At 34.6% G+C, this 21,441-nt stretch carries 20 protein-coding genes and 1 pseudogene; 13 read left to right on the plus strand and 8 right to left on the minus strand.

Going from position 1 to position 21,441, the window contains the following annotated elements:
* The first annotated feature begins 129 nt into the window (after window positions 1–129).
* The 4 genes from QZU75_RS11900 to QZU75_RS11915 all read left to right on the plus strand — a co-directional run bounded on the left by QZU75_RS11900 (window position 130) and on the right by QZU75_RS11915 (window position 3,986).
* A complete protein-coding gene (locus tag QZU75_RS11900) occupies window positions 130–2,079 on the plus strand; it encodes an Ig-like domain-containing protein (protein ID WP_296883998.1) in 1,950 nt (649 codons plus the stop codon).
* Window positions 2,080–2,107: 28 nt separating this feature from the next.
* Complete coding sequence (locus tag QZU75_RS11905; protein WP_296884000.1) at window positions 2,108–2,491, plus strand: Ig-like domain-containing protein; 384 nt, start codon at window positions 2,108–2,110, stop codon at window positions 2,489–2,491.
* The gene (locus tag QZU75_RS11910) at window positions 2,470–3,492 is read left to right on the plus strand and encodes a hypothetical protein (RefSeq protein WP_296884001.1); all 1,023 of its coding nucleotides are present in this window, start codon (window positions 2,470–2,472) and stop codon (window positions 3,490–3,492) included. Before QZU75_RS11905 ends, QZU75_RS11910 begins: the two co-directional genes overlap by 22 nt.
* Window positions 3,493–3,656: 164 nt before the next feature.
* Window positions 3,657–3,986, plus strand: a complete 330-nt coding sequence (locus QZU75_RS11915) for a TIGR04076 family protein (RefSeq protein WP_296884002.1) — start codon at window positions 3,657–3,659, stop codon at window positions 3,984–3,986.
* Here the strand turns inward: QZU75_RS11915 and QZU75_RS11920 are convergent.
* Window positions 3,970–4,596 carry a CatA-like O-acetyltransferase gene (locus QZU75_RS11920; RefSeq protein ID WP_296884003.1) on the minus strand — a complete coding sequence of 209 codons (627 nt, stop codon included), beginning with the start codon at window positions 4,594–4,596 and terminating at the stop codon, window positions 3,970–3,972. The genes QZU75_RS11915 and QZU75_RS11920 overlap by 17 nt on opposite strands.
* 90 nt (window positions 4,597–4,686) lie before the next feature.
* Between QZU75_RS11920 and QZU75_RS11925 the strand changes: the two genes are divergently transcribed.
* Window positions 4,687–6,018: an FAD-dependent oxidoreductase gene (locus QZU75_RS11925; RefSeq protein WP_296884004.1), complete on the plus strand. Its 1,332-nt coding sequence runs from the start codon at window positions 4,687–4,689 to the stop codon at window positions 6,016–6,018.
* 12 nt (window positions 6,019–6,030) lie between these two features.
* The gene (locus tag QZU75_RS11930) at window positions 6,031–7,014 is read left to right on the plus strand and encodes an Mrp/NBP35 family ATP-binding protein (protein ID WP_296884005.1); all 984 of its coding nucleotides are present in this window, start codon (window positions 6,031–6,033) and stop codon (window positions 7,012–7,014) included.
* Here the strand turns inward: QZU75_RS11930 and QZU75_RS11935 are convergent.
* Window positions 7,001–7,396, minus strand: coding sequence for a hypothetical protein (locus tag QZU75_RS11935; RefSeq protein ID WP_296884007.1), 396 nt, complete (start codon window positions 7,394–7,396; stop codon window positions 7,001–7,003). The two genes, QZU75_RS11930 and QZU75_RS11935, sit on opposite strands and share 14 nt — an antisense overlap.
* A 5-nt stretch (window positions 7,397–7,401) precedes the next feature.
* On the minus strand, window positions 7,402–8,292 hold the full coding sequence (msrA, locus tag QZU75_RS11940; protein ID WP_296884009.1) for a peptide-methionine (S)-S-oxide reductase MsrA: 891 nt from the start codon (window positions 8,290–8,292) through the stop codon (window positions 7,402–7,404).
* Window positions 8,293–8,401: 109 nt separating this feature from the next.
* On the opposite strand from msrA, the gene QZU75_RS11945 reads away from it, so the two are divergent.
* From QZU75_RS11945 to QZU75_RS11955, 3 genes are all read left to right on the plus strand, one after another.
* Entirely contained in the window at window positions 8,402–8,590 is a 189-nt protein-coding gene (locus tag QZU75_RS11945; RefSeq protein WP_296884011.1) for a hypothetical protein, read from the plus strand.
* A gap of 9 nt (window positions 8,591–8,599) precedes the next feature.
* A complete protein-coding gene (locus QZU75_RS11950; RefSeq protein WP_296884012.1) occupies window positions 8,600–8,872 on the plus strand; it encodes a hypothetical protein in 273 nt (90 codons plus the stop codon).
* A 187-nt stretch (window positions 8,873–9,059) separates the two neighbouring features.
* A complete protein-coding gene (locus QZU75_RS11955; protein ID WP_296884013.1) occupies window positions 9,060–9,659 on the plus strand; it encodes a carboxypeptidase-like regulatory domain-containing protein in 600 nt (199 codons plus the stop codon).
* Window positions 9,660–9,714: 55 nt separating this feature from the next.
* Here QZU75_RS11955 and QZU75_RS11960 read toward each other — a convergent pair whose 3' ends face one another.
* From QZU75_RS11960 to QZU75_RS11980, 5 genes are all read right to left on the minus strand, one after another.
* Window positions 9,715–9,993: a hypothetical protein gene (locus QZU75_RS11960; RefSeq protein WP_296884015.1), complete on the minus strand. Its 279-nt coding sequence runs from the start codon at window positions 9,991–9,993 to the stop codon at window positions 9,715–9,717.
* Window positions 9,994–10,437, minus strand: a complete 444-nt coding sequence (locus tag QZU75_RS11965) for a hypothetical protein (protein WP_296884016.1) — start codon at window positions 10,435–10,437, stop codon at window positions 9,994–9,996.
* 2 nt (window positions 10,438–10,439) lie between these two features.
* Window positions 10,440–10,892: a hypothetical protein gene (locus QZU75_RS11970; RefSeq protein ID WP_296884017.1), complete on the minus strand. Its 453-nt coding sequence runs from the start codon at window positions 10,890–10,892 to the stop codon at window positions 10,440–10,442.
* Window positions 10,893–11,108: 216 nt separating this feature from the next.
* Window positions 11,109–12,059: a ketopantoate reductase family protein gene (locus QZU75_RS11975; RefSeq protein WP_296884020.1), complete on the minus strand. Its 951-nt coding sequence runs from the start codon at window positions 12,057–12,059 to the stop codon at window positions 11,109–11,111.
* Between the two features lie 95 nt (window positions 12,060–12,154).
* A complete protein-coding gene (locus QZU75_RS11980) occupies window positions 12,155–12,670 on the minus strand; it encodes a hypothetical protein (RefSeq protein WP_296884021.1) in 516 nt (171 codons plus the stop codon).
* Between the two features lie 239 nt (window positions 12,671–12,909).
* Here QZU75_RS11980 and QZU75_RS11985 point away from each other — a divergent pair, with 239 nt between their 5' ends.
* The 4 genes and pseudogenes from QZU75_RS11985 to QZU75_RS12000 all read left to right on the plus strand — a co-directional run.
* Complete coding sequence (locus QZU75_RS11985; RefSeq protein ID WP_296884022.1) at window positions 12,910–14,625, plus strand: Na+/H+ antiporter NhaC family protein; 1,716 nt, start codon at window positions 12,910–12,912, stop codon at window positions 14,623–14,625.
* Window positions 14,626–14,866: 241 nt separating this feature from the next.
* Window positions 14,867–19,558, plus strand: a complete 4,692-nt coding sequence (locus QZU75_RS11990) for a hypothetical protein (RefSeq protein ID WP_296884023.1) — start codon at window positions 14,867–14,869, stop codon at window positions 19,556–19,558.
* Window positions 19,539–19,802: a hypothetical protein gene (locus tag QZU75_RS11995; protein ID WP_296884025.1), complete on the plus strand. Its 264-nt coding sequence runs from the start codon at window positions 19,539–19,541 to the stop codon at window positions 19,800–19,802. Before QZU75_RS11990 ends, QZU75_RS11995 begins: the two co-directional genes overlap by 20 nt.
* Before the next feature lie 75 nt (window positions 19,803–19,877).
* Window positions 19,878–21,441, plus strand: a pseudogene (locus QZU75_RS12000) (hypothetical protein); the annotation flags it as partial.

Genomic DNA, 21,441 nt, shown 5'->3' on the forward strand with positions numbered 1-21,441 from the left:
AATTTTTACATTTTATACTTGAACATAATTTAGAAAAAAATAGAAAAATTAGTTAAAAAGTGAACAGTTATTAAAACTCAATAATTTCTGCCAACACTCTAGATTAATAAAAAAAATCGGAGTAACAATATGAAATATAAAAGTATAATATTGATTCTTTCTATTTTTATCCTATTCAGCATTGCCAGTGTAAGCGCTGGTGAAGTTGACAATAAAATAATGATGGGAGATGAAAATGCAGAAATAGAATCAACATTTATAGAAAAGGATTTGAAAACAACGGAAGATAATCAATTACTAAGTAAAGCAAATGATGATGAAATACAATGTGTAAAAGATAATGAAATTACAGGTGCCGATGTTGATCCAAATACAAACGCCACATTCGAGGATTTGAAAAAAGAGATTGGTGAAGGAGGAAATATCACACTGAAACATAAATTCTATAATTATAATGGCACAGGTCAAGAATCAGAACATATTGATATAAGCGTTGCCAATAGTATTATTGACGGTAACGGCGCGGTTATTAACATGAATGGATCACATACTCAGGTATTCCAGATAATCGGCAGCAATATAACAATTAAAAACCTAACCATTATAAATGGAAATTTTGACCCAAGCTGGAGCTGGTATTTTATTTATGTTGTAGATAGTGGTGCTAAAATTTTAGATTGTAATTTCATTGATAACAATGGACATACGAAGGGTGTAATTTACTTTGAAGAAAATATCAATGGTGCTGTGACAAATTGTACTTTTATTAATAACATAGCAGACACATATAGTTTGGGCGGCGCAATTTTCAATACAAATGGCAATGTTGCTGTGACAAATTGTTATTTTAGTGGAAATTATGCTCAGGAAGGTTCAGATATCTATTCAGAAGCTTATTCAGTTACTGCAGACACATGTATCTTCACAGATACGGGCACAACTTACAATGTGCAGATTGTTCCTCCTGCATTGAATGTGGAAGATTTCGTAGCACTTAATAATTCCGGTGAAAAATTAACATTGGACTTAAAAACAAACAGTGGCATGTCTGTCGACAATGGAAATATCTCAATAAGTGTATACGATAAAAACAATGACAGTTTGGTTGGAGAATACAGCTGTTTAAGCGGTGAAGGATGGGCTGTGAATTTACCGGTCGGATTCTATTACGCTATTTTCAATACTGAATATGCTGGATTTGAAGCAATCAACAGAACCATAACAGTAATTCCGAACATCGAATACTATATTAATGTAACTCCAATGACAACCAACAACAAGATAGTTAACCTCACTGCAAAATCCAACATTCCAACCGACATCATAGGAGGTAAATTAGTGTTTATTCTGCCAAACGGTGATGAAATCAACGGAACATACGATTCCAAGGACACATGGTGGACAATGCACACATTTAATGATTACAAAACTTATGAAATCAATGCAACATATACTAATTTTAAAATGGCAACTGTCAACAGCGCAACCATAATAGTTGAAAAAGCCAATTCCACCATTGATCTTGATGACATTGTTTTAAATTATCCTGAATCTGAAAACGTTACCGTAAAAACTGAAGGCGCAACAAGCATCACCGCCAATATTGACGGCAAATCCATTAGTGTCATTAATAATTTTACAATCCCAATTTTAGATTTGGATGCAGGTAGCTATACATTAGCAGTGACAACAATACCTAATGAAACCCACCTCCCCGTAACTAAAACAGTGACAATTACTGTTAATAAGGCATCAGTGAAAATTGTTGCAAGTGATTTGGAACTAAACTTAGATGACAAATCCAAAGTCAATTATGCATTGGAACCTGAAGACACTACTGGACGAATTTATTTTATAAGCGATAACCCAGAGGTTGCCAATGTTGCATCTGACGGAAACATCACTGTACTTTCAGCAGGCACAGCAAACATTACAATCACATTTGAAGGGAATATAAACTATGAAAAAACCAACAAAACAATAAAAGTCAAAGTGAACAAGGTCAATTCAACCTTAAGCATCCCATCACAAGAATTGGAATACAAACCTTCCTTCAAAAATCGATGGGAAAGACGCTAAAACTGATGGATTTACAATAGAAATTCCAGTGGATGCTGGAATCTACACCTTAAACGTGACAACAATATCAGATAAAAACCATAACCCAGTAACTAAAACAGCCAACATTACTGTCAATAAGGTAGATACTAAAATTGGTGCAAATGATTTGGAACTGGCATTTGGAGATAAAACCAAACTCGTTTATGTATTGATGCCCGAATATACTGAAGGAAACATAACCTTTTCAAGCAGCAATCCTGGCATTGCCAATGTCAGTACCATTGGCGAAGTCACTGCAGTTTCAGTCGGTACAGCAAACATTACAATCACATTCGAAGGAAATAAAAACTATGAAAAAACCAACAAAACAATAAAAGTCAAAGTGAACAAGGTCAATTCAACTCAGTATTGGATTATGGAAATTCCCTAAATGTCACTGCAGATACAACAGGGGCTAAAGGAATTACTGCAAAAATAGATGGCAAAGATGCCAAAGTTGACGGATTTACAATTGAAATTCCAGTATTGAATGCAGGCAGCTACACATTAACAGTAATAACAATACCTGAGGAAAATTACAATGCTGTCTCTGAAAACGCTACAATAACTGTCAGGAAACTAAATTCCACATTAGCAGTCAATAACGTTACATTTGATTACAACTCTATCGGATCCACAGCAGTAACATTTACAGGAGCTACAGGAGTTAATGTTACAGTGATAAACCAATACCAAGCTAACGTAACTGTCAACGGCACCAACATAACAATATCCAATTTAAATGCAGGCAAATACACATTGCAAGTTACCACAATTGCTGAAGACAATTACAATCCAATAACAAAAACAGCCACCATTACTGTCAACAAGCTCAAAACAACTTTAAATACAAAATCTATTACCACAGTATACAATGTAAACAAAAACCTTGTCATTACATTAAAAGACTCCAAAGGCAATGCACTAAATGGCGTTAATATAACAGTCCAGCTGAAAAATACAAAAACATACACTACCAAAAACGGACAAATAAAAGTGTCTACAAAAGGCTTGGCTCCTAATGCCTACACTGCAAAAATAACATTCAAAGGCAACACCAACTATGAAAAAACATCCAAGAATACTGTAAAAGTCACAGTCAAAAAGGCAACACCAAAACTAACTGCCAAAAAGAAAACATTCAAACGTGCAGTCAAAACCAAAAAATACAGTATTGCTTTAAAAACCAACCAAAACAAAGCTATGAAAGGTGTTAAAGTTACACTTAAAGTCAACAAGAAAACCTACTCTGCAAAAACCAACTCCAAAGGTAAAGCAACATTCAAAATTACCAAACTGACTAAGAAAGGTAAATTTGCCGCAACAATTGCCTACAAGGGTAACGCATACTACAACAAATTGAGTAAGAAAGTTCAAATTACAGTCAAGTAGGTAGAACTCTACCTACAATTTCTATTTTTTTATAGTTTCGTATAGGTGTAACTGTTGTTCTTTGGTATATTTTTATGAACTAATCTTACTTTAAAAATTTTATTTGTTAGATTTTCTTATTTGAGCCATTAGTATTATCATATATTTTAAACAAATTATTTTATATGAAAAAAGTAAAAATTACTATACTAAAGACAACTCTTCAGGAAGATCTTGCAAAAGACTATGGCGTAGAAGGATTGTCAACTTGCCCTATGATGAGTGAAGGTGAAGTATATTATGCTGATTATGCAAAGCCTGAAAATTTTTGTGATGAAGCTTGGAAAGCTATATACCAATATGTTTTTGCTCTTGCACATGGCGTTAAAGACATCTGGTACTATAATGACTGGATTAAAACTCCGGGTGTAGCTATTGTTTCATGCAATGACGGTTTAAGGCCTGTAATCATGAAGCTTGAGGCAACAGATATTGAGTCTAATCCATCTGATTAAACTCTTTTTGCGCATTTTCATAAAAGTATCCAAGTTCACGGCCGTTTACAAAGATATGATTGACAGTAATTGAAACGCTCATTTCGTAGTTTTCATTGACCTTTCCCCAGGTAACTAAGGGCTGGATGGCAGATCCCTCTACTACACAGTTTGTAAGCATGTCAAAGTCAACCCACGGGATGCATGAAAAATTGGCAACATTTGTAAGGTCTCTTTTTTCCATTTCAATGAAAAATCCTTCCTTTTTCCCGGATAAAATATCATTTGACAGCTCTCTTACATAATCATGCCATTCAAGAATGTCGCTGAATTCCTGAGGTGTTTTGACACGCATTTCCTTGTAAATATCATTGCCTTCATCCATTATTGGAGATAAGCCTTCAAGATAATCATATTCAATAGCTTTCCCGTCAATTATTCTTCTTTTTAAGGCGTCAACTGAATTGACTGCATTCATAAGGCATCCCAGACTCATTATGAAAAATGATTTGTCGTTTTCATGACACCACTTCCACATGCTCTCAACGTTAACCCTTGCTGAGAGGGCATATCTTGAAGATAAAAAATTCATAAACGGATTTTCATTTAAATTAAATTCGATTTCCCTCATTTTTAAACATATCCTAGTAAATAGTTACTTTTTTATATGTATTTAATAATAAATATAATTGTTATAAATCATAAAGTTGGTTTTGTTATAATGAAAGTCGTAATTGTAGGCGGAGGAGCTGGAGGAATATCTACAGCTTCAAATATACGTAAATTAGATAAAGACATAGAAATTACAGTAATCACAAGAGATAACAAAGTTGCATATTCTCCATGCGCTATTCCTTATGTATTGTCAGGAACTATCGAGTCTTTTGATGATATCGTCATGAGAACTCCGGAAGATTATAAGGAAAAGGACATCGAAGTCATTACTGAGGCTGAAGTAACTGCCGTTGATTCAGATAAAAAGACAGTAACTTATGAAAAAGACGGCAATGAAACTGTTATTGATTTCGATAAGCTTGTTCTTGCAACCGGCGGAAATCCATTTGTACCTCCAATGCAGGGAGTGGATTTGGATGGAGTATTCAGAATCAGAAATATCGATGACGGTATAAGAGTTCAGGAAGCTATGAAGGATGCTAAAAGTGCAATCGTCACAGGTGCAGGTTTAATTGGTATTGAAATTGCATTTGCACTTAAAAAACAGGGTTTGAATGTTATTTTAAGTGAAATGTTGCCTCAAATCGTTCCAAGGTCATTGGACAAGGACATGTCTGACATTCTCGTCAAATACCTTGAAATGGAAGGTATCCAGGTAGTGCTCGGCAAGCCTATCACCAAACTTATCGGTGACGGCAAGGTTGAAAAGGCATGCTTCGGTGATGAAGAGTTATATGATGCCGATATGGTTATCATGGCAACCGGTGTAAGGGCTGAACTGGATCTTGCACGTATGGCAGGTTGTGAAATCGGAAGATGGGCTATCCTTGTAAATGACAGAATGGAAACTTCCGTTGAAGACGTTTATGCTGTCGGTGACTGTGTTGAATCAAAAGACCTGATTTTAGGTTCCAATACCATTTCACAATTAGGTACCACAGCAGTACGTGAATCAAAAACATTGGCCCGTACCATCTGCGGTAAAAAATCAAAATTCAATCCTGTATTGAACTCAATGGTATCAAAAGTTGGAAAACTTGAATTCGGTGCAGTCGGATATACTACCAGTTTCGCTCAGCAGAACAGAATCAGACCTGTTGTTCAAAAGGTACAGGCACTTACAAGAGCACGTTACTATCCGAATGCAAAACCAATGGATATTAAAGTTATATGTGATGGAAACGGAACCATTATAGGCTGTCAAATCATTGCAGAAGAAAGAGTAGCAGAAAGAATCGATACAATGACATTAGCTATTACAGAAGGCTTGACCTGCTTTGATTTAAGCAATATGGAATTTGCATATGCACCGCCTGTATCAATGGTTACAGATCCATTAATCCTCGCTGTAGAAGAAGTCAGCAAAAAATTTAGTTAGGAGATGAGTTATATGCCAGAACATGGACACGGCCATCATGGCCATGGGGGTCAGATGACTCCCGAACAGCAAAGACAAATGATTGAACAGGAGATTAGACTTGCTAAAAATCTCGGTCAAATCAAACATAAGCTTATTGTTATGAGTGGAAAAGGAGGAGTCGGAAAATCCACAGTAGCGGCAAATATTGCCGAAACATTACAGAAATTAGGTTACAAAACAGGAATTTTGGATGCGGACATTCACGGACCTAACATCCCTAAAATGCTGGGTTTGGATGACATGTACGGTGAGACATTCAGCCAGGAACAGTTTGAAACCTTCAGGAAAGTCATTGACGAAAGGCTTGCAACCCAGACATTTGAAAGTGATGAAGAAAAACTCGCTTATATCGAGTCTGTTAAAGAGGAGTTCAACACTACAATGTTTCCGGTTACAATTCCAAGCGGCCTGAAAGTGATGTCAATGGCATTTTTGCTTGAAAGCATTGACACTCCGATTATCTGGAGAGGGCCTCAAAAAACCGGTGCAATCAAGCAGCTGATTTCCGACTGCAATTGGGGTGAACTTGACTATCTTATTATCGACAACCCTCCGGGAACAGGAGATGAACCTTTAACAGTTTTACAGACAATTCCTGATGCTGATGCAGTTATTATGGTAACCACTCCGAATGTTGTATCACAGGAAGATGTTTTGAAATGTGTTAAAATGGTCGGAATGATGAATATTGACAAAATAGGCCTTATTGAGAATATGGCTTACTATATCTGTCCTCACTGTGATGAGAAACTTTACATTTTCGGTGAAGGTAACGGTGAAGCTTTCGCTGATGAAATGGAAATTACCTACTTAGGTGATTTGCCTATAGAAGAAAAAGTGTCAGACTCACCAAACAGGGACGGTGTCATATCAACACTTGATCCTGATGATGAAGTTTCAAAAAGATTTGTTGAAATCGTTTCAGAAATCCAAAACGACTTCATAAAAGACTAGTGTTAATGATATAGCTAACACGAGCAATATTTACGATGTATCCTAAGAAATTAGGATCTTCTTTTAATTTTTTAAAATAATCCAGTTTTTCAATAATATATTCCTTGTTTTCATCCATCACATTCAGAGAGAAGTACTGCATTCCGTTGATGTATTCCGCCTCATCAGTAAAGACTGGAACGAGATACTCTCCGTCATTTGCATACGGAATCTTTACAGGTTTATCATCTTCAACAGATATTATGAAATAGCTGTCTTTGATATATTCCTTTATTTCAGCTTCGGTTTTGTCAATAGCTTTCTGGTTTTGGTTTTCACCGTGCATATAAATCATGTTTATGTGATTTTTAAGCTCCGGATGTTTTATTTCTTCAATTTTCATTATATCTACTTTTTGTTTTTATTATTATTTAACATATCCTCTTTTGGAATGAATTTCAGTGCTGCTGAATTGATGCAGTATCTTGGGCTTCCCCCTGGCCCGTCATGAAACAGATGGCCCAGATGGGAATTTGCCTTTGCGCTTCTAACCTCAATTCTTGTTGTTCCGTGAGAAAAGTCCCTGTGCTTAATTATAACGTCATCTGAAATCGGTTTTGAAAATGCCGGCCAGCCGCATCCTGAGTCGAACTTGTCTTCAGAAGAGAAGAGAACTTCTCCATCTACAACGTCTACATATACACCTTCTTTGAAAAAATCATCATACCTGTTTGCAAAGGGTGCTTCTGTTAAAGAAAGCTGTGTTATTTCATACTCTTCACGTGAGAGATGGTCGAATTCTTTATCGTCTATTAAATTTAAATCAACATGACAGTAGCCCTGCGGGTTTTTCTCAAGGTACTTCTGATGATACTCCTCTGCAGGATAGAAACTTCCAATCGGACGGGCTTCAACAACAATCCTCTTTTTAAATTGCCTCTGTTTTTTTGATAAAAACCTCATAACAGCCTCTCTTTGAGAGTCCTCCTGCCAGTAGATGCCGGTTCTGTACTGTGTTCCGATGTCGGGGCCCTGACGGTTTTTGGAAAACGGATCAATAATCCTGAAAAAATTTTCCAGAATTTCCTCAAGGGATATTATTTCCGGGTTGTATGTTGCCTTTACTGTTTCGGCGTGTCCGGTTTTACCGGTAGAGACCTTTTCATAGGTCGGAGCCAAATCAATACCGTTTGCATAGCCGACCTCTGTCTGATTGACTCCCTTCAAACGGGATATGAACGCTTCAACCCCCCAAAAGCAACCTCCTGCCAAATAGATTACCTGCTGTTTTTTAAACATATTAATTAATTCTCCTTTGTATTATATAACATTAACATTTTCATCGTTCTGACAAAAATCTTTTTTAATATAAAAATCATAACTATTAGTATACTTTGGAGGAAATCTCATGTTTTACAGTACAATCATGAAAATTGATTCAATTGATAGATTAAGAGATATAAGAGATGCTTTGCTTGTTGAACAAGGTATTAACCCTACCCGTCAGGGGGAACAGGCAATTAAAGTTGTAGTTGAAAGAATCGATGAAATTCAAGCTACTTTAGATAAATCCGCTACCAAAAACAGAAACAGATAAGTGATTTTTGTGTTAAGACGTGTTTCAAGTACAAGGCGCCTTTTAAGAAAACGGATGTACAGGGCACCTCATACCCGTCATAGAAATTCCAGATATTACCGTGAAAACAAGAATCTGGCAAAGCCTCATCAGGACAAGTTCAAGGACATGAACGGACCTAATATAAAACCTAAAAGAAGACCTAAAAGGGAAGTTCAAAAGGGCTTTAAGATGTCCTATAGATATAAGTATTATATGAAAGAGGACATTGTCGAAGATGAGCAAAACGAAGAAGAGGAATAATTCCTCTTTAAGATTTTTGTGTTGGATATTCCAGCATCAATCTCTCTTTTTTTTAGTGCATCCACTTTGTAATGCAACATTATTGTTAAAATCTGTTTTTTTCCTGTAGGGCAATGTTTCATAGAAATTGTTAAATACCAATTTTACACATATTTTAATATGTTATTATCAAGTTAGGTGAAAAAATATGGAAAGAGAACAGATAATTGTAGTGGCATTAATTGTAATTGTCGTTGCTCTTTTGGTGGGCGTAGTTGCAATGATGATGCCTAATATGATGAAACAGAATTCTATTATAAAGTTTAAAGGTGGAGACACAATAAAAGAAGGCGATTCACTCAAAGTTGTGCTGACTGATGCAAATGGTGCTGCATTGGCAAACCAGAAAGTTAAAGTTACTATTACCGACAAGAACAAAACAAAAGATTATCATTCTGTAGAAACTAATGAAAATGGTGTAGGAACAATAAAACTTGATAAGGGTGAGGGTAAATACTCGGTAACCGTTAAGTATGAAGGAAATGATAAGTATAATGCCTGTAATGAAACCAAAAAGATAACAATTGAGAAAAAAGAAGAACAGGCTACTCAGGAATCTTCATCATCTTCCAGCTCTCCTTCAGCATACGCTTATAAGTCAGACGGAACTCCGATGTACAGTCAGGCTGAAGTGGACCAGTACATGTACAATAAATACGGCAGAGTCAATTACCACCTTCAGGACAACGGATACGTAAACCTGGATGAACCTGGATTTGACGATGCAGGTCATTATGTCGGACGTTAAACACAAAAATAGTCTAAAGTAGATGCAAATGCATCTACAATATTTTTTTTTAAATTTAAAAGAGTTCTTCTAAAATTTCTTTTTTTGATATAAATCGGTTTTCATCATGAATATTTAAAATGATGCCTGAAAAAGCATCATCGTTTCTTGAAAGTTCCTTAAAAAGATTGAGTGAAACTTCGGTAGGTTCATAGTCTTCAATTTCAAGATATCTGAAACCTTTTTCATATTCATCCAAATCAGAAAAAACGATTATTTTAAAATCATCAAGGCTTCCTGTGACAAGAAAATCCTTTTCATGATCTTCTCCAATTGTAGGGCAAATGAATTTCATCTAAAAACTCCCGTTTCTATCCATATTGAAGTTCTGTGAGTGAGGATTGATTACAAAGCCCTGGAAATATTCATCCTCTTCGGCTAAAGCTGAAATGTCATCGGGGGTGATGACCTTCATTTCAAGCTTGTCAAGAAAGAGCTTGGATATTTTTGCACTTCCTACTGCATATTCGCGGATGTCTGTAAAAATAGCTATTACATATTCTTTGCTTGTATCTGTAATTGTCAGTTTGACAGGTCTTTCAATCTCGTCGACTAATGTGAAATATATTTCCTTGGGGTATGTATCTTTGATATTTTTCTTTACGGCTTCAAGCTCAGGTGTATCTTCGGTTTTAAGCTTTTTTGCAATGTCGGCATAAATCTGAATATAATCCTTAAGGGCGCTTTTGGAAGCCTTCACATTATTCTTCTGATAATCTTCGTAGTCTTTAGGATTCATTTTTATTCACTGCAGTCATGAACTTCTTCTGCAAATATTACAAAATCGCATTGAGGTGCATTAATTGCCAGGCCTAAAAATTCTTCATCATCTGCATATGCCTGAACAATTGCATTTCCGTTTGCCCTGTCGCATTTAAAGTCTGCGTCGGTATCATCAGCAAATGATTCGATAGCTATTTTAGCTTCGTTTTCATCAGTGTATACCGGTATTAAAAACTCCTGTGTTTCATCATCTTCATCACTTATAATCAATGCTATTACTTCATCGTCTTCGGTATCTGCATTGTAGACAATAACGAATTCCTCATTGTAGACAAGATGGTCTATTTCATGACCCATATCGTGCAGTGTTTCAGCAGTTAGCTTGAATTCTTCGCTTTCATCATCATCGATTGAGTCAAGCTTCTCTTCAAGTTCAATATATTCTTCTATTAATTCTTTTAGTTTGCTCATAATAATCACGTGAAAATAATTTCTGATAAAAATAAGATATTTTTTAAAAACAAATGAACATTCTCTTCCTAAACACCACTAAAGGAATACAAACGAATGCTCATTTCAACCATCACCATTGTTCATATTATAAAAAAATAGATATTATAAAAAAATAGTATATAACAATATGAACAATACTATTTAGATTTTTAACATATATAAAGTTTTAGTATGCTAGAAGTCACTTTCGATTGATTTTACCATATTATATATAATTCTGTTGGTGGCAACATCAATATCATACCTCTCTGCAAGCTCAATAACCTTGCCGTTTAAGGAATCGATTTCGGTTTTGATTCTTCTTTTAATGTCAGCATGTGTTGATGAGAAGTGACTGTAGGTATCCGGAACCAGCTTTGAGTAAAAGAGATTCCTGTAGTCATCTGCATTGTCCCATAATGTTTCATACTCGCTTGCTTTTATGACTTCAAAAATTTCATCCAGTATACTGTTCATGATTTCAACGGAATATTCGTTTTCAGTAAGTTTTCCGTAACTGACATCAAGTATCGCACCCAATGGATTAAGAGCACAGTTGTAAAGCATCTTTGCCCAGAGGTATTTGTCAACTTCTGAGGTAAGTTCACATTTTATTCCAGAAGCAGTAATCATGTCGGCTATAATCTGCAAATCTTTCGGATCTTCATTTTGAAGTGATCCGATTAGTATAGGTTCTGTATAAACTGTAACTTCACTGATATATCTTTTGTGACGCGCAAATCCTGTGATTACCCGTGCCGAAAAAACTTCGCTTTTTTTGAAAAATCTCAGATATGGCTCATCGTTTCCAAATCCGTTCTGAAATATAATGATTTTGAAGTCATCTTTGAGGATATCCCTGTGGAGATTTAATTTTTCTGAGATGTCATCATTTGCCGTTGTCTTTGATGTGATGAATACATAATCGAATGAGTTTTTGGCAATATCATCATAATTGCTGTAAACACAAAGCTCATCACTTGAAAAAGAATAATCGGTAAAAAGTCCGCACCTTCGAATTCCATTTTCAGATATGGCCTTTGCGGTTTCGCCTCTTGCATAGATTGACACCCTTGCATCCTGAGATAACATTGATGCTGCAAGACCTATTCCGACCCCTCCGGCCCCAATAACTAAAACGTTCATAGTAAAAATATTTGTATTAATGTAATATATAGATAATTAAAAAAATTGAATATAAAAAAAAGAGTAGTGATGATTAACGGATTATACAAATCCCGTTACCATCTTGTAATACCTTTTGAATCCTGGCCGCCACTTATAGCATCAATAATGCTTTTACAGTGATTGATGAAGTAGTCACTGTCTGAATATGTTATGTTGGAGCCGGAAATCATATAGTTCTGATTGTTTTTGTTGAAGAATATATCTGCACTGTAGGATTCAACACCTTCATTGTAGAAGAAGTATGCTGTAACTCCATTTTGATTAACGGTCTGATTGGAAGAGTAACCTCCGGAATTGCCCATGCTAGCTATATCCTTGCCGTTGTCAATTGTTTTGAGTTCAATTGTCATATTCTTGTTTGAATTATTATAGCTTACGGCACTGTCGTTTATTTTTTTATCGGTGAAGTTTTCAAGTTTCGGAAAGTCACCCTGTCCTGCTGAAACGCCGCCTGCATCGTTGTCCTGGGAAACTGCCTGTGTATCTGTGAAAGGCAGGTTTCCGGCAGCTGCATTAATGCCGATATATAATACTATCAAAATTACAAGTAAAGCGTAAAGTCTTTTCATTGTTTTTTCTCCTATATAAAAAATATTTAATTTTAAACTATATTAATTATTGGTTTTTTTGAGTAATGGATAATCCGAGCGATGCAAAAAAAATAATTATAATATTATATATTAAAAAGTACAAATAATATTACATTATATGTATAATATTAATATAGGCAGTATTTATTGCTTAAAATATTGTTTTAAAATTTTTTAAAAGAATTATAACTTTTTAATTGAAAACGGTGTGATAATAAATGGTTGATAAATTTAAATTCGGATTAATTGTTGCTGTTTCAATAATACTCCTTTTTGTTTTGTCATTATGGATATCCCAAACACCTGCAAATTCAAATAATTCTATCAGATTCGGAATTTTAACATTATTGCCGCCGCTTGTGGCAATTATATTAGCATTCATCACAAAAGAAACTATTCTATCCTTATTTATCGGTGTTTTCGTTGGAGAATTCATGCTGTGTGTAAATGATTTGAATATCTTCTCCACAATCACCAATGCATTCATAAAATTAAGTTCCCAGGTCATCTCCAGTATGGCAGACCCATGGAATGCGGGAATTATTCTCCAATGTTTTCTTATTGGGGGAATTATCCAGCTCATAACAAAAATGGGCGGGGCAAAAGCTCTTGCAGACGCATTCGCCAGAAGGGCTAACACTCCAAGAAAAGCTCAATTAATTACATGGTTATTAGGTTTATGTGTATTTTTCGATGATTATGCAAACTCATTAATCGTCGGACCTATCATGAGGCCTGTAATGGATAAACTTAAAGTGTCCAGAGAAAAATTGGCATTTGTAGTAGACGCAACTGCAGCTCCTGTTGCAGGTATTGCAATCATCTCAACATGGATCGGTTTGGAAATCAGTCTGATCGCAGCAGGATTTGAATCGATCGGTATAACAAATATTTCAGCTTTTGGAATATTCCTTCAGACCATACCATACAGGTTCTACAACATATTCATCCTTATTTTCATTGTGATTTCCGCTTTAACATTATATGAATTCGGACCAATGAAAAAAGCAGAACAAAAGGCACGTGCCAGAAAAGACGATGAAAAACTCACCGTTGGCGATGCAGACGGTTTTGATGAAGTAAAACCTGTTGAAGGCATTAAATTATCTGTATGGAACGCAATTATTCCAGTGGCTACACTGATTATAGGTGCACTTATCGCATTCTACTGGAGCGGATACACTGCAATTTTAAACGGAAGCGATCAGGCTCTCATTACCTTAATGAAAACATCTCCATTATCATTTGATGGAATTTTTCAAGCGCTTTCAGCTTCAAATACTGCAGAGGCATTATTCCAGGCAGCACTTTTAGCATCAATCGTTGCAATCGTAATGGCAGTCAGTGAAAAGATACTTAGCATTGAAGATGCAATATCCGAATGGATTGGAGGTATGAAAACCATTGTAATCACTGCGGTAATCCTGCTTCTTGCATGGTCACTGGGAGGAGTAATCGGTGAAGTCGGTACTTCAGACTATCTGGTAGGTATTTTAAGCGGAACTCTTCCTGCATTTATTGTTCCAACCTTAATTTTCGTTTTAAGTGCTATAATCTCATTTTCAACAGGTACTGCATACGGTACAATGAGTATATTAATGCCTCTTGCAATCCCGCTTGCATGGGCAGTAAGCTCAGGAGACATGGGCTTTACCATCGTGTGTACCAGCGGAGTACTGACCGGAGCAATTTTCGGAGACCACTGTTCTCCTATTTCAGATACAACAATTCTCTCATCAATGGGAACAAGCTGTAATCATATAGACCACGTTCAAACACAAATCTACTATGCATTTTTCGTTGCATCCATAGCTATTCTTGTAGGTTACCTTCCTGCAGGACTGGGAGTGCCATGGTACATCTGTATTCCTGTTGGTATAGTTTTAATGTATATCGGCCTTAAAGTGATTGGAGAAAAAGTGGATTTTGAATAAGTAGTGATGTTTATCATAACTTCATTTTTTTTTCTTTTTTTTCAGTTAATTTACCAGTTAACTAATTAGTTTCCCAGTCAACTATTTTTAAATTGCTTGTTTTTAGTAAAATTAATAATACTTATATATTATTTTAAAAAAATATTTTTAATGAGTAAATGATTTTATAAATTATTTACTCGATTAACTTAACAATTTAAAAGGAGGTGAAAATACGAAAAGCAAAAAGTTAATCTTCATATTGTCAATTATAATTCTTCTAAGCATAAGTGCTGTAAGTGCTGCTGACAATGAAACAGACAATGCTTTAGGTGCTACTGACCAGCAAATTCTAAGTGCTAATCCTCCAGGAACATTCACTGATCTTCAACAGGAGATTGAGGGCAATATCACTGCCGGAAATCCAATCATGGAATTGACCAGAGATTATTTGTATGGAGGTTCGGATACTCTTAAAGAAATAGTAATTAATAATAAAATAACCATTAACGGTAATAACCATACTATAGATGCAAATCACAATCATGGAATATTTACTGTTAATGATACTGCTCGTGGTGTTGTTTTAAACAACATTACCTTTAAAAATGCAAATGCTACCCATTGGGATTTATATCGTGCAGTTAATGTAGAAGGTGCTGACTGTGTTATTAATAATTCATATTTCTATGGAAATACTATGAGTTCTAGTGTTGATAATTCTCAAGGAGGTGCAATCTACTGGGCCGGAGAAAATGGTGTTGTAATCAATTCTGTTTTTGAAAATAACCGTGTTGAAATTACTGGTGATGATAACAAAAACAGAGGAGGTGCAATTTTCTGGGCAGGTAATAACGGTAATATAACAAATTGTACCTTTAGAAACAATTATGCAAGAACTTCAGGTGCTATATCTTGGGGTTTGGTAATTAAAGAGAATGATGTAATTGATTATACAAAATCAATAATGCCGATAAATGGTACTATATCTGAATGTACTTTCGAAGATAACAAGGTTTGGTATCATGGTGCTGCATTGACATCCTCTTGTGAAAATTTATCTATCATTGAATCTAATTTCACAGATAATCTCGGATCATTTTCAGCTGTTATTTTTGAGGAACCTGCAAAAAATTCAAATATTTCCCATTGTATCTTTAAAGATAATACAGCTATTCCTCAAGATGGTTTTAATCAAGGAAATTATCTTGGATCTGCTGCATTAGAAATTATAACCTTTAATGTTACAGTCGATTACACTGATTTCATTAATAACCATGCAATAGAAAAGCAGGAATCTGGTACAGATTTTGCTAGTTATGCAGGTGCAGTAAAAGTGAACGGTCATGATTGTATAAATGTAATATTTGACCATTGTAATTTCAACAATAACTCCGCAGATGATTTTGGTGCTGTTGAATTCCAGGGAGATTATGGAATTATGAGATACTGTAATTTCTATAATAACTCTGCAATTGCTGGTCAATATGGGCATTTTGGTGGTCAGGCAGGTGCTCTCAAATGGGATGGTCATTATGGAAAAATATTGAATTGTAATTTCACCAATAACACTGCTGAAGATGAGGGTGGTGCTATTTATTGGGAAGGTAATGAATGTAATATAACTAATAATTGTAATTTCACTAATAACTTTGCTAAATCATATGGTGGTGCAATTAGTTCGTATAGTGAAAATGGTATTATATCTAATCATTGTATTTTCTTCAATAACACTGCTGAAGATGATGGTGGTGCTATTTGTTGGGATGCTGTTAATGGTATTATTGCTGATTATTGTATTTTCACTAATAACACTTCTACTCAGTATAGTGGTGGTGCAATTGCTTGGTATGGTGAAAAAGGTAATATAACTAATAATTGTAAGTTTACTAGTAACTCTGCTAATGAGAATGGTGGTGCTATCTTTTGGAATGATCCATATGGTAGTATTTCTGACAATTGTTTATTCATATATAATAATGCTACTGAGTTTGGTGGTGCTATTTATTGGAGTGGTAATTATGCTTATATAAGTCAAAACTGTAACTTTACCAATAATACTGCTAAGAATGGTGGTGCAATATATATGGATGGTCAATACAGTACTATAGAAGATAACTGTTACTTTAATAATAACACTGCTTATGAAAATGGTGGTGCTATTCAATGGCATGAAGATGATGGAACTTTAGATAACTGTTGTTATTTCATTAATAACACTGCTAATCAGGGTGGTGCTATTAAAATTGTAGGTGAAAATGCTATTATAAAAGATAATTGTATTTTTATTAATAACACTGCTGATGATCAGGGTGGTGCTATTAAAGTTGAAGGTGATAATTCTAATATAACTGATACTTGTAGTTTCATTAATAACTCCGCTAAAAAAGGTGGTGCTATTTATTATTGGTTACAAGGATATAATGGTTATTTAAGTAATAATTGTATTTTCTTCAATAACTCTGCTGATGAAAATGGTGGGGCTATTGGAATTGAAAGTTCAACTATAACTATTAAAGATAATTGCCGTTTCACTGATAACTCTGCTGTGAATGGTGGTGCTATAAAATGGGATGGTGATGGATTTGTTTCAGATTCTGTTTTTGAAAACAATAATGCTACTGAGAAGGGTGGTGCTATCCATTTTGGTAGTAGTGGATCTGTAAGTGATTCTAAATTCATATCTAACAATGCTACTGATGGTGGTGCTATCTATATAGAATATGCAGCTGATGTAAGTGGTTCTGATTTCACTGATAACACTGCTACTAATATTGGTGGTGCTATAGTTATTGCAGATGATCGTTCTAAGTTAACATATTCTAATTTCACATCTAACTCTGCTAAGAATGGTGGAGCTATATTCTCTGGAGTTGATTATGGTGGTACTATTTATGGAAATGCTACTATAACATATGCCAATTTCAAAGACAATAAGGCTTCTGAAAATGGTGGTGCTATCTACTACTGGGCAGAAGATCAAGAACTTAATAATGCAAACTTCACTGGAAACACTGCTGTTTATGGTGGTGCAATTTACGGTGATGCTAATAATATTAACATTGATGTAGCTTACTTCAATAATAACAATGCTACTAACGGTTCTGCTATTTATAAAACATCAAATGCTGGTAATTTTAAAATAGCAAATACTGTATTTGAAAGAAACCAAGCACACAGTAAGGAAATTACCATAGAGATTGAAGGTAATAAGACTTATGCTCTAGCTACAGTCACTGTTAAAATTTCATTGATAGCAAATGATAACATTGCTAATGCAATCTGGAACGATGGTGGACTTAACACAATTAAATTGAAAAATATTAATTGTGAATTTTCCATTGATAGTGAAGGTCGTTCTCCAAAATCATTTAATACAAATGAATATGCTGAACCTACTAATGGTTTTGTAGATGCAGACAGTATTTGGCAAAGTCCTTATGAGGATGCTCAGCTGATTGATATCCTTATCAAGAGAAATAATACTGTAATATACAACATTACTGATGGTAATATTAAAAACAATAATAAAAATGGTGTTTTACGTGCATTGCCTGATGATTCTGGTCTTACAGTAACTAAAACTGACGGATCAATTACTGTTCAATTTGTCAATAATCTTGAAGCAGGCACATATACTGTTGATGCTGTCCACCAAGAGGATGCATATTACAAAGCTGTAAAAAATAAAAACAGTTTCGTTATTTATGACGTAAACCTCGCAATCAACAAGACAGCCAACGTTACTAAAGTTTCTAATGGTAATTTAGTTAACTATACAATTACTGTTAAAAATATTGGTTTAGGTAATGCTTCTAATGTTATCATTAAAGATGTTTTACCTGAAAATATGACTTTCAGACAACAAGATTGGGGTATAGTTAAAAGCAATGGCGCTAGTATTAATACTCATGGCGTTATTATTGATAATGGTATTTCATTGAAGGTTTCCAATATTACCTCCGGTAGTTATGTAAGCATTTGGATTACTGCTACTGTTAAAACAGATAAGTTAGGTAATATTACTAATGTTGTCACTACCAATTGTGATGAGAACAAAACTGTGGTTTCTAACAGTACCAATGTCACTGTTGTTCCTGTTGTTTTGATTATCAACAAGACAGCCAACGTTACCAATGTTGTTAATAATTCTTTAGTTAACTATACAATTACCGTTAAGAATATTGGTGAGGGTAATGCTTCTTATATTTTTATTGAGGATAAATTACCTGCTAATTTGACTTATGTTGATTGGGGTATTGTTAAAAGTAATGGAGCTATTATTTCCGTAGATACTATTAGTATTGATGATGTGGTTTTGATTGCTTCAAACATTACCTCCGGTAATTATATAAGCGTTTGGGTCACTGCTACTGTTAAAACAGATAAGTTAGGTAATATTACTAATGTTGTTACTACTGCTTGTATAGAGAACAGTACTGAAGTTTCAAATAGCACTAATGTCACTGTGGTTCCTGTTGTTTTGACTGTTAATAAGACTGCTAATGTTACTTGGGTTGCTAACACTAATGTTGTTAACTTTACCATTGTTGTGAACAATACTGCTTTGGTTAATGTTACTGATGTGGTTGTTGTTGATCAATTGCCTGCTAATTTGACTTATGTTGATGGTGGTGTTATTGATGCTAATGGTGCTGGTGTGACTAAGGTTGCTCTTAATAATGGTGTTCAGTGGACTGTTTCCTTTATGGAGTCTAATACTGTTGTTAGATTCTGGATTACTGCTATTGTTGATACTCAGCAAGTGGGTAATATTACTAACAGTGTGAATGTTACTTGTAAGGAAAATGATACTGAAGTTAAGAACAGTACTAACGTCACTGTTGTTCCTGTTGTCTTGAATATTAATAAGACTGTGGATGTTTCTCCTGTTGCTAATAATACTTTGGTTAACTTTACTGTTACTGTAAGTAATGTTGATTACTGTAAGTAATGTTGATCTTGGTAATGCTACTAACATTGTTGTCATTGATGAATTGCCTATTGGTTTGGATGTTAATGATATCGGCGTAATTAGTAAACCTGGTTATGCTCTTGTTAATGGTGAGAAGTTAGTCAATGGTGCTAAATGGAATATTTCCAAATTGAATAGCAATGATGTTGTTGAATTATGGATTACTGCTCTTGTTAATGTGAATAAGGCTGGTACTTTAACTAATATTGTTAATGTTACTTAAAATGATACTGAAGTTAAAAATACTACTGATGTTGAAGTTGCTCCTGTAGTTTTAAAAATTAATAAGACTGCTAACGTGACTAATGTTGGAAATAATACTTTGGTAAATTACACTATTACTGTTAAAAATGATTGTGCATTTGATGCTACAAATTTAACAATCAGTGATGTACTGCCTGAAGAGTTAATCTTTGAAAATATTGCTTCAGAAGGTTATTCTTACAATCCGTCTACTCGTGTTATTTCTTGGAATTTAACTAAGTTAGATGCCGGTGATATTCATAAATATTATGTTGTTGTCCGTACCAATGGTATTGGATTAATATCTAATAAAGTAAATGTCACTTGTGATGAGAATGATACTGAAGTTAAAAATACAACAGAGATTAATGTTGAACCAGTCAATCTGACTATTGTAAAATACACTAATCTGACTGTAAATGCAAACGTGACTGACTTAATCATGTTCATCATCAACATAACAAACAACGGTCCTGCAAACGCAACCAATGTTGTTATCAGCGATGAAATCATGGATGTATTTATAATAACAAATGACATTAGTGATAATGGTCAAAAAGATGGCAATAAAGTCACTTGGACAATAGATAAATTAGCTAAAGGCGAAACCAAAAGTGTTTATGTAGTCGTAAATGCTACTGTGAATGGTATCTACAAAAATGTTGCTGTTGCTAACTGTAACGAAAACAAAACTAATGTTACTAGTGAAATTCCACTAATCGTAGAACCTGCTGTTGCATTTGAACTCATAAAGATTGCAAATCCTGACAAGGTCAATGTTGGTGAAAATGTCACTTTCACAATAACAATTACCAATTTAGGTCCTTCCAATGCAACAAATGTAAATATTACAGATGTATTGGACAGTGCATTTAAATTCGATGGTAAAAGCACTAATGTAACCTGTGATTTCGACGGCAAAAATACAATTGTCTGGAAAATAGGTAATTTAGAAAATGGTTCCAGTTACAGTGTCAGTTTCAATGTGACTGTTTTAACAGATGGAATATTGCCTAATGTTGCTACAGTTAATTCAACTGAAAACAAAACTGGTGTATCCAACAAAACCAATGTTACTGCTATGCCTGTTGTTGACTTGAAAGTCAATAAGACTGTCGATAAAAATAATGTCAGTGTTGGAGATGAAGTAACCTATACAATCACTGTTACTAATTTAGGTCCTTCTAATGCAACTAATGTCAATGTTACTGATAAAATAACTGGTAATGTTAAAATTACTAGTGTTGATACTCATAATGTTGGTAAATTTGATGAAAACAATGGCATTTGGTATATAGGTAATGTAAATAATGGTGATATATTTGAATTGACTATAACCGTCAAGACTTTAGCTGTAGGCATTGTTGAAAATGTAGTTTCTGTAAACTCCACAGAAGAGGACAATAATACTTCAAACAATGAGTATCCATGTGAAAATGTTACTGTAAATCCATATCCATCATTAGTGAATGGGGAAAATGTGACTTATGTTTATGGTGAGCCTATTAAGGTTGATTATAATAGTACTAATGCTACTGGTGTTTCTTATGAGATTTATTATGAGAATGGTACTTCTACTGGTATTTCTGGTACTGTAGGTCCTAATGGAACTATTGATG

Origin of the sequence: uncultured Methanobrevibacter sp., assembly GCF_902764455.1 — an archaeon.
GTDB lineage: Archaea > Methanobacteriota > Methanobacteria > Methanobacteriales > Methanobacteriaceae > Methanocatella.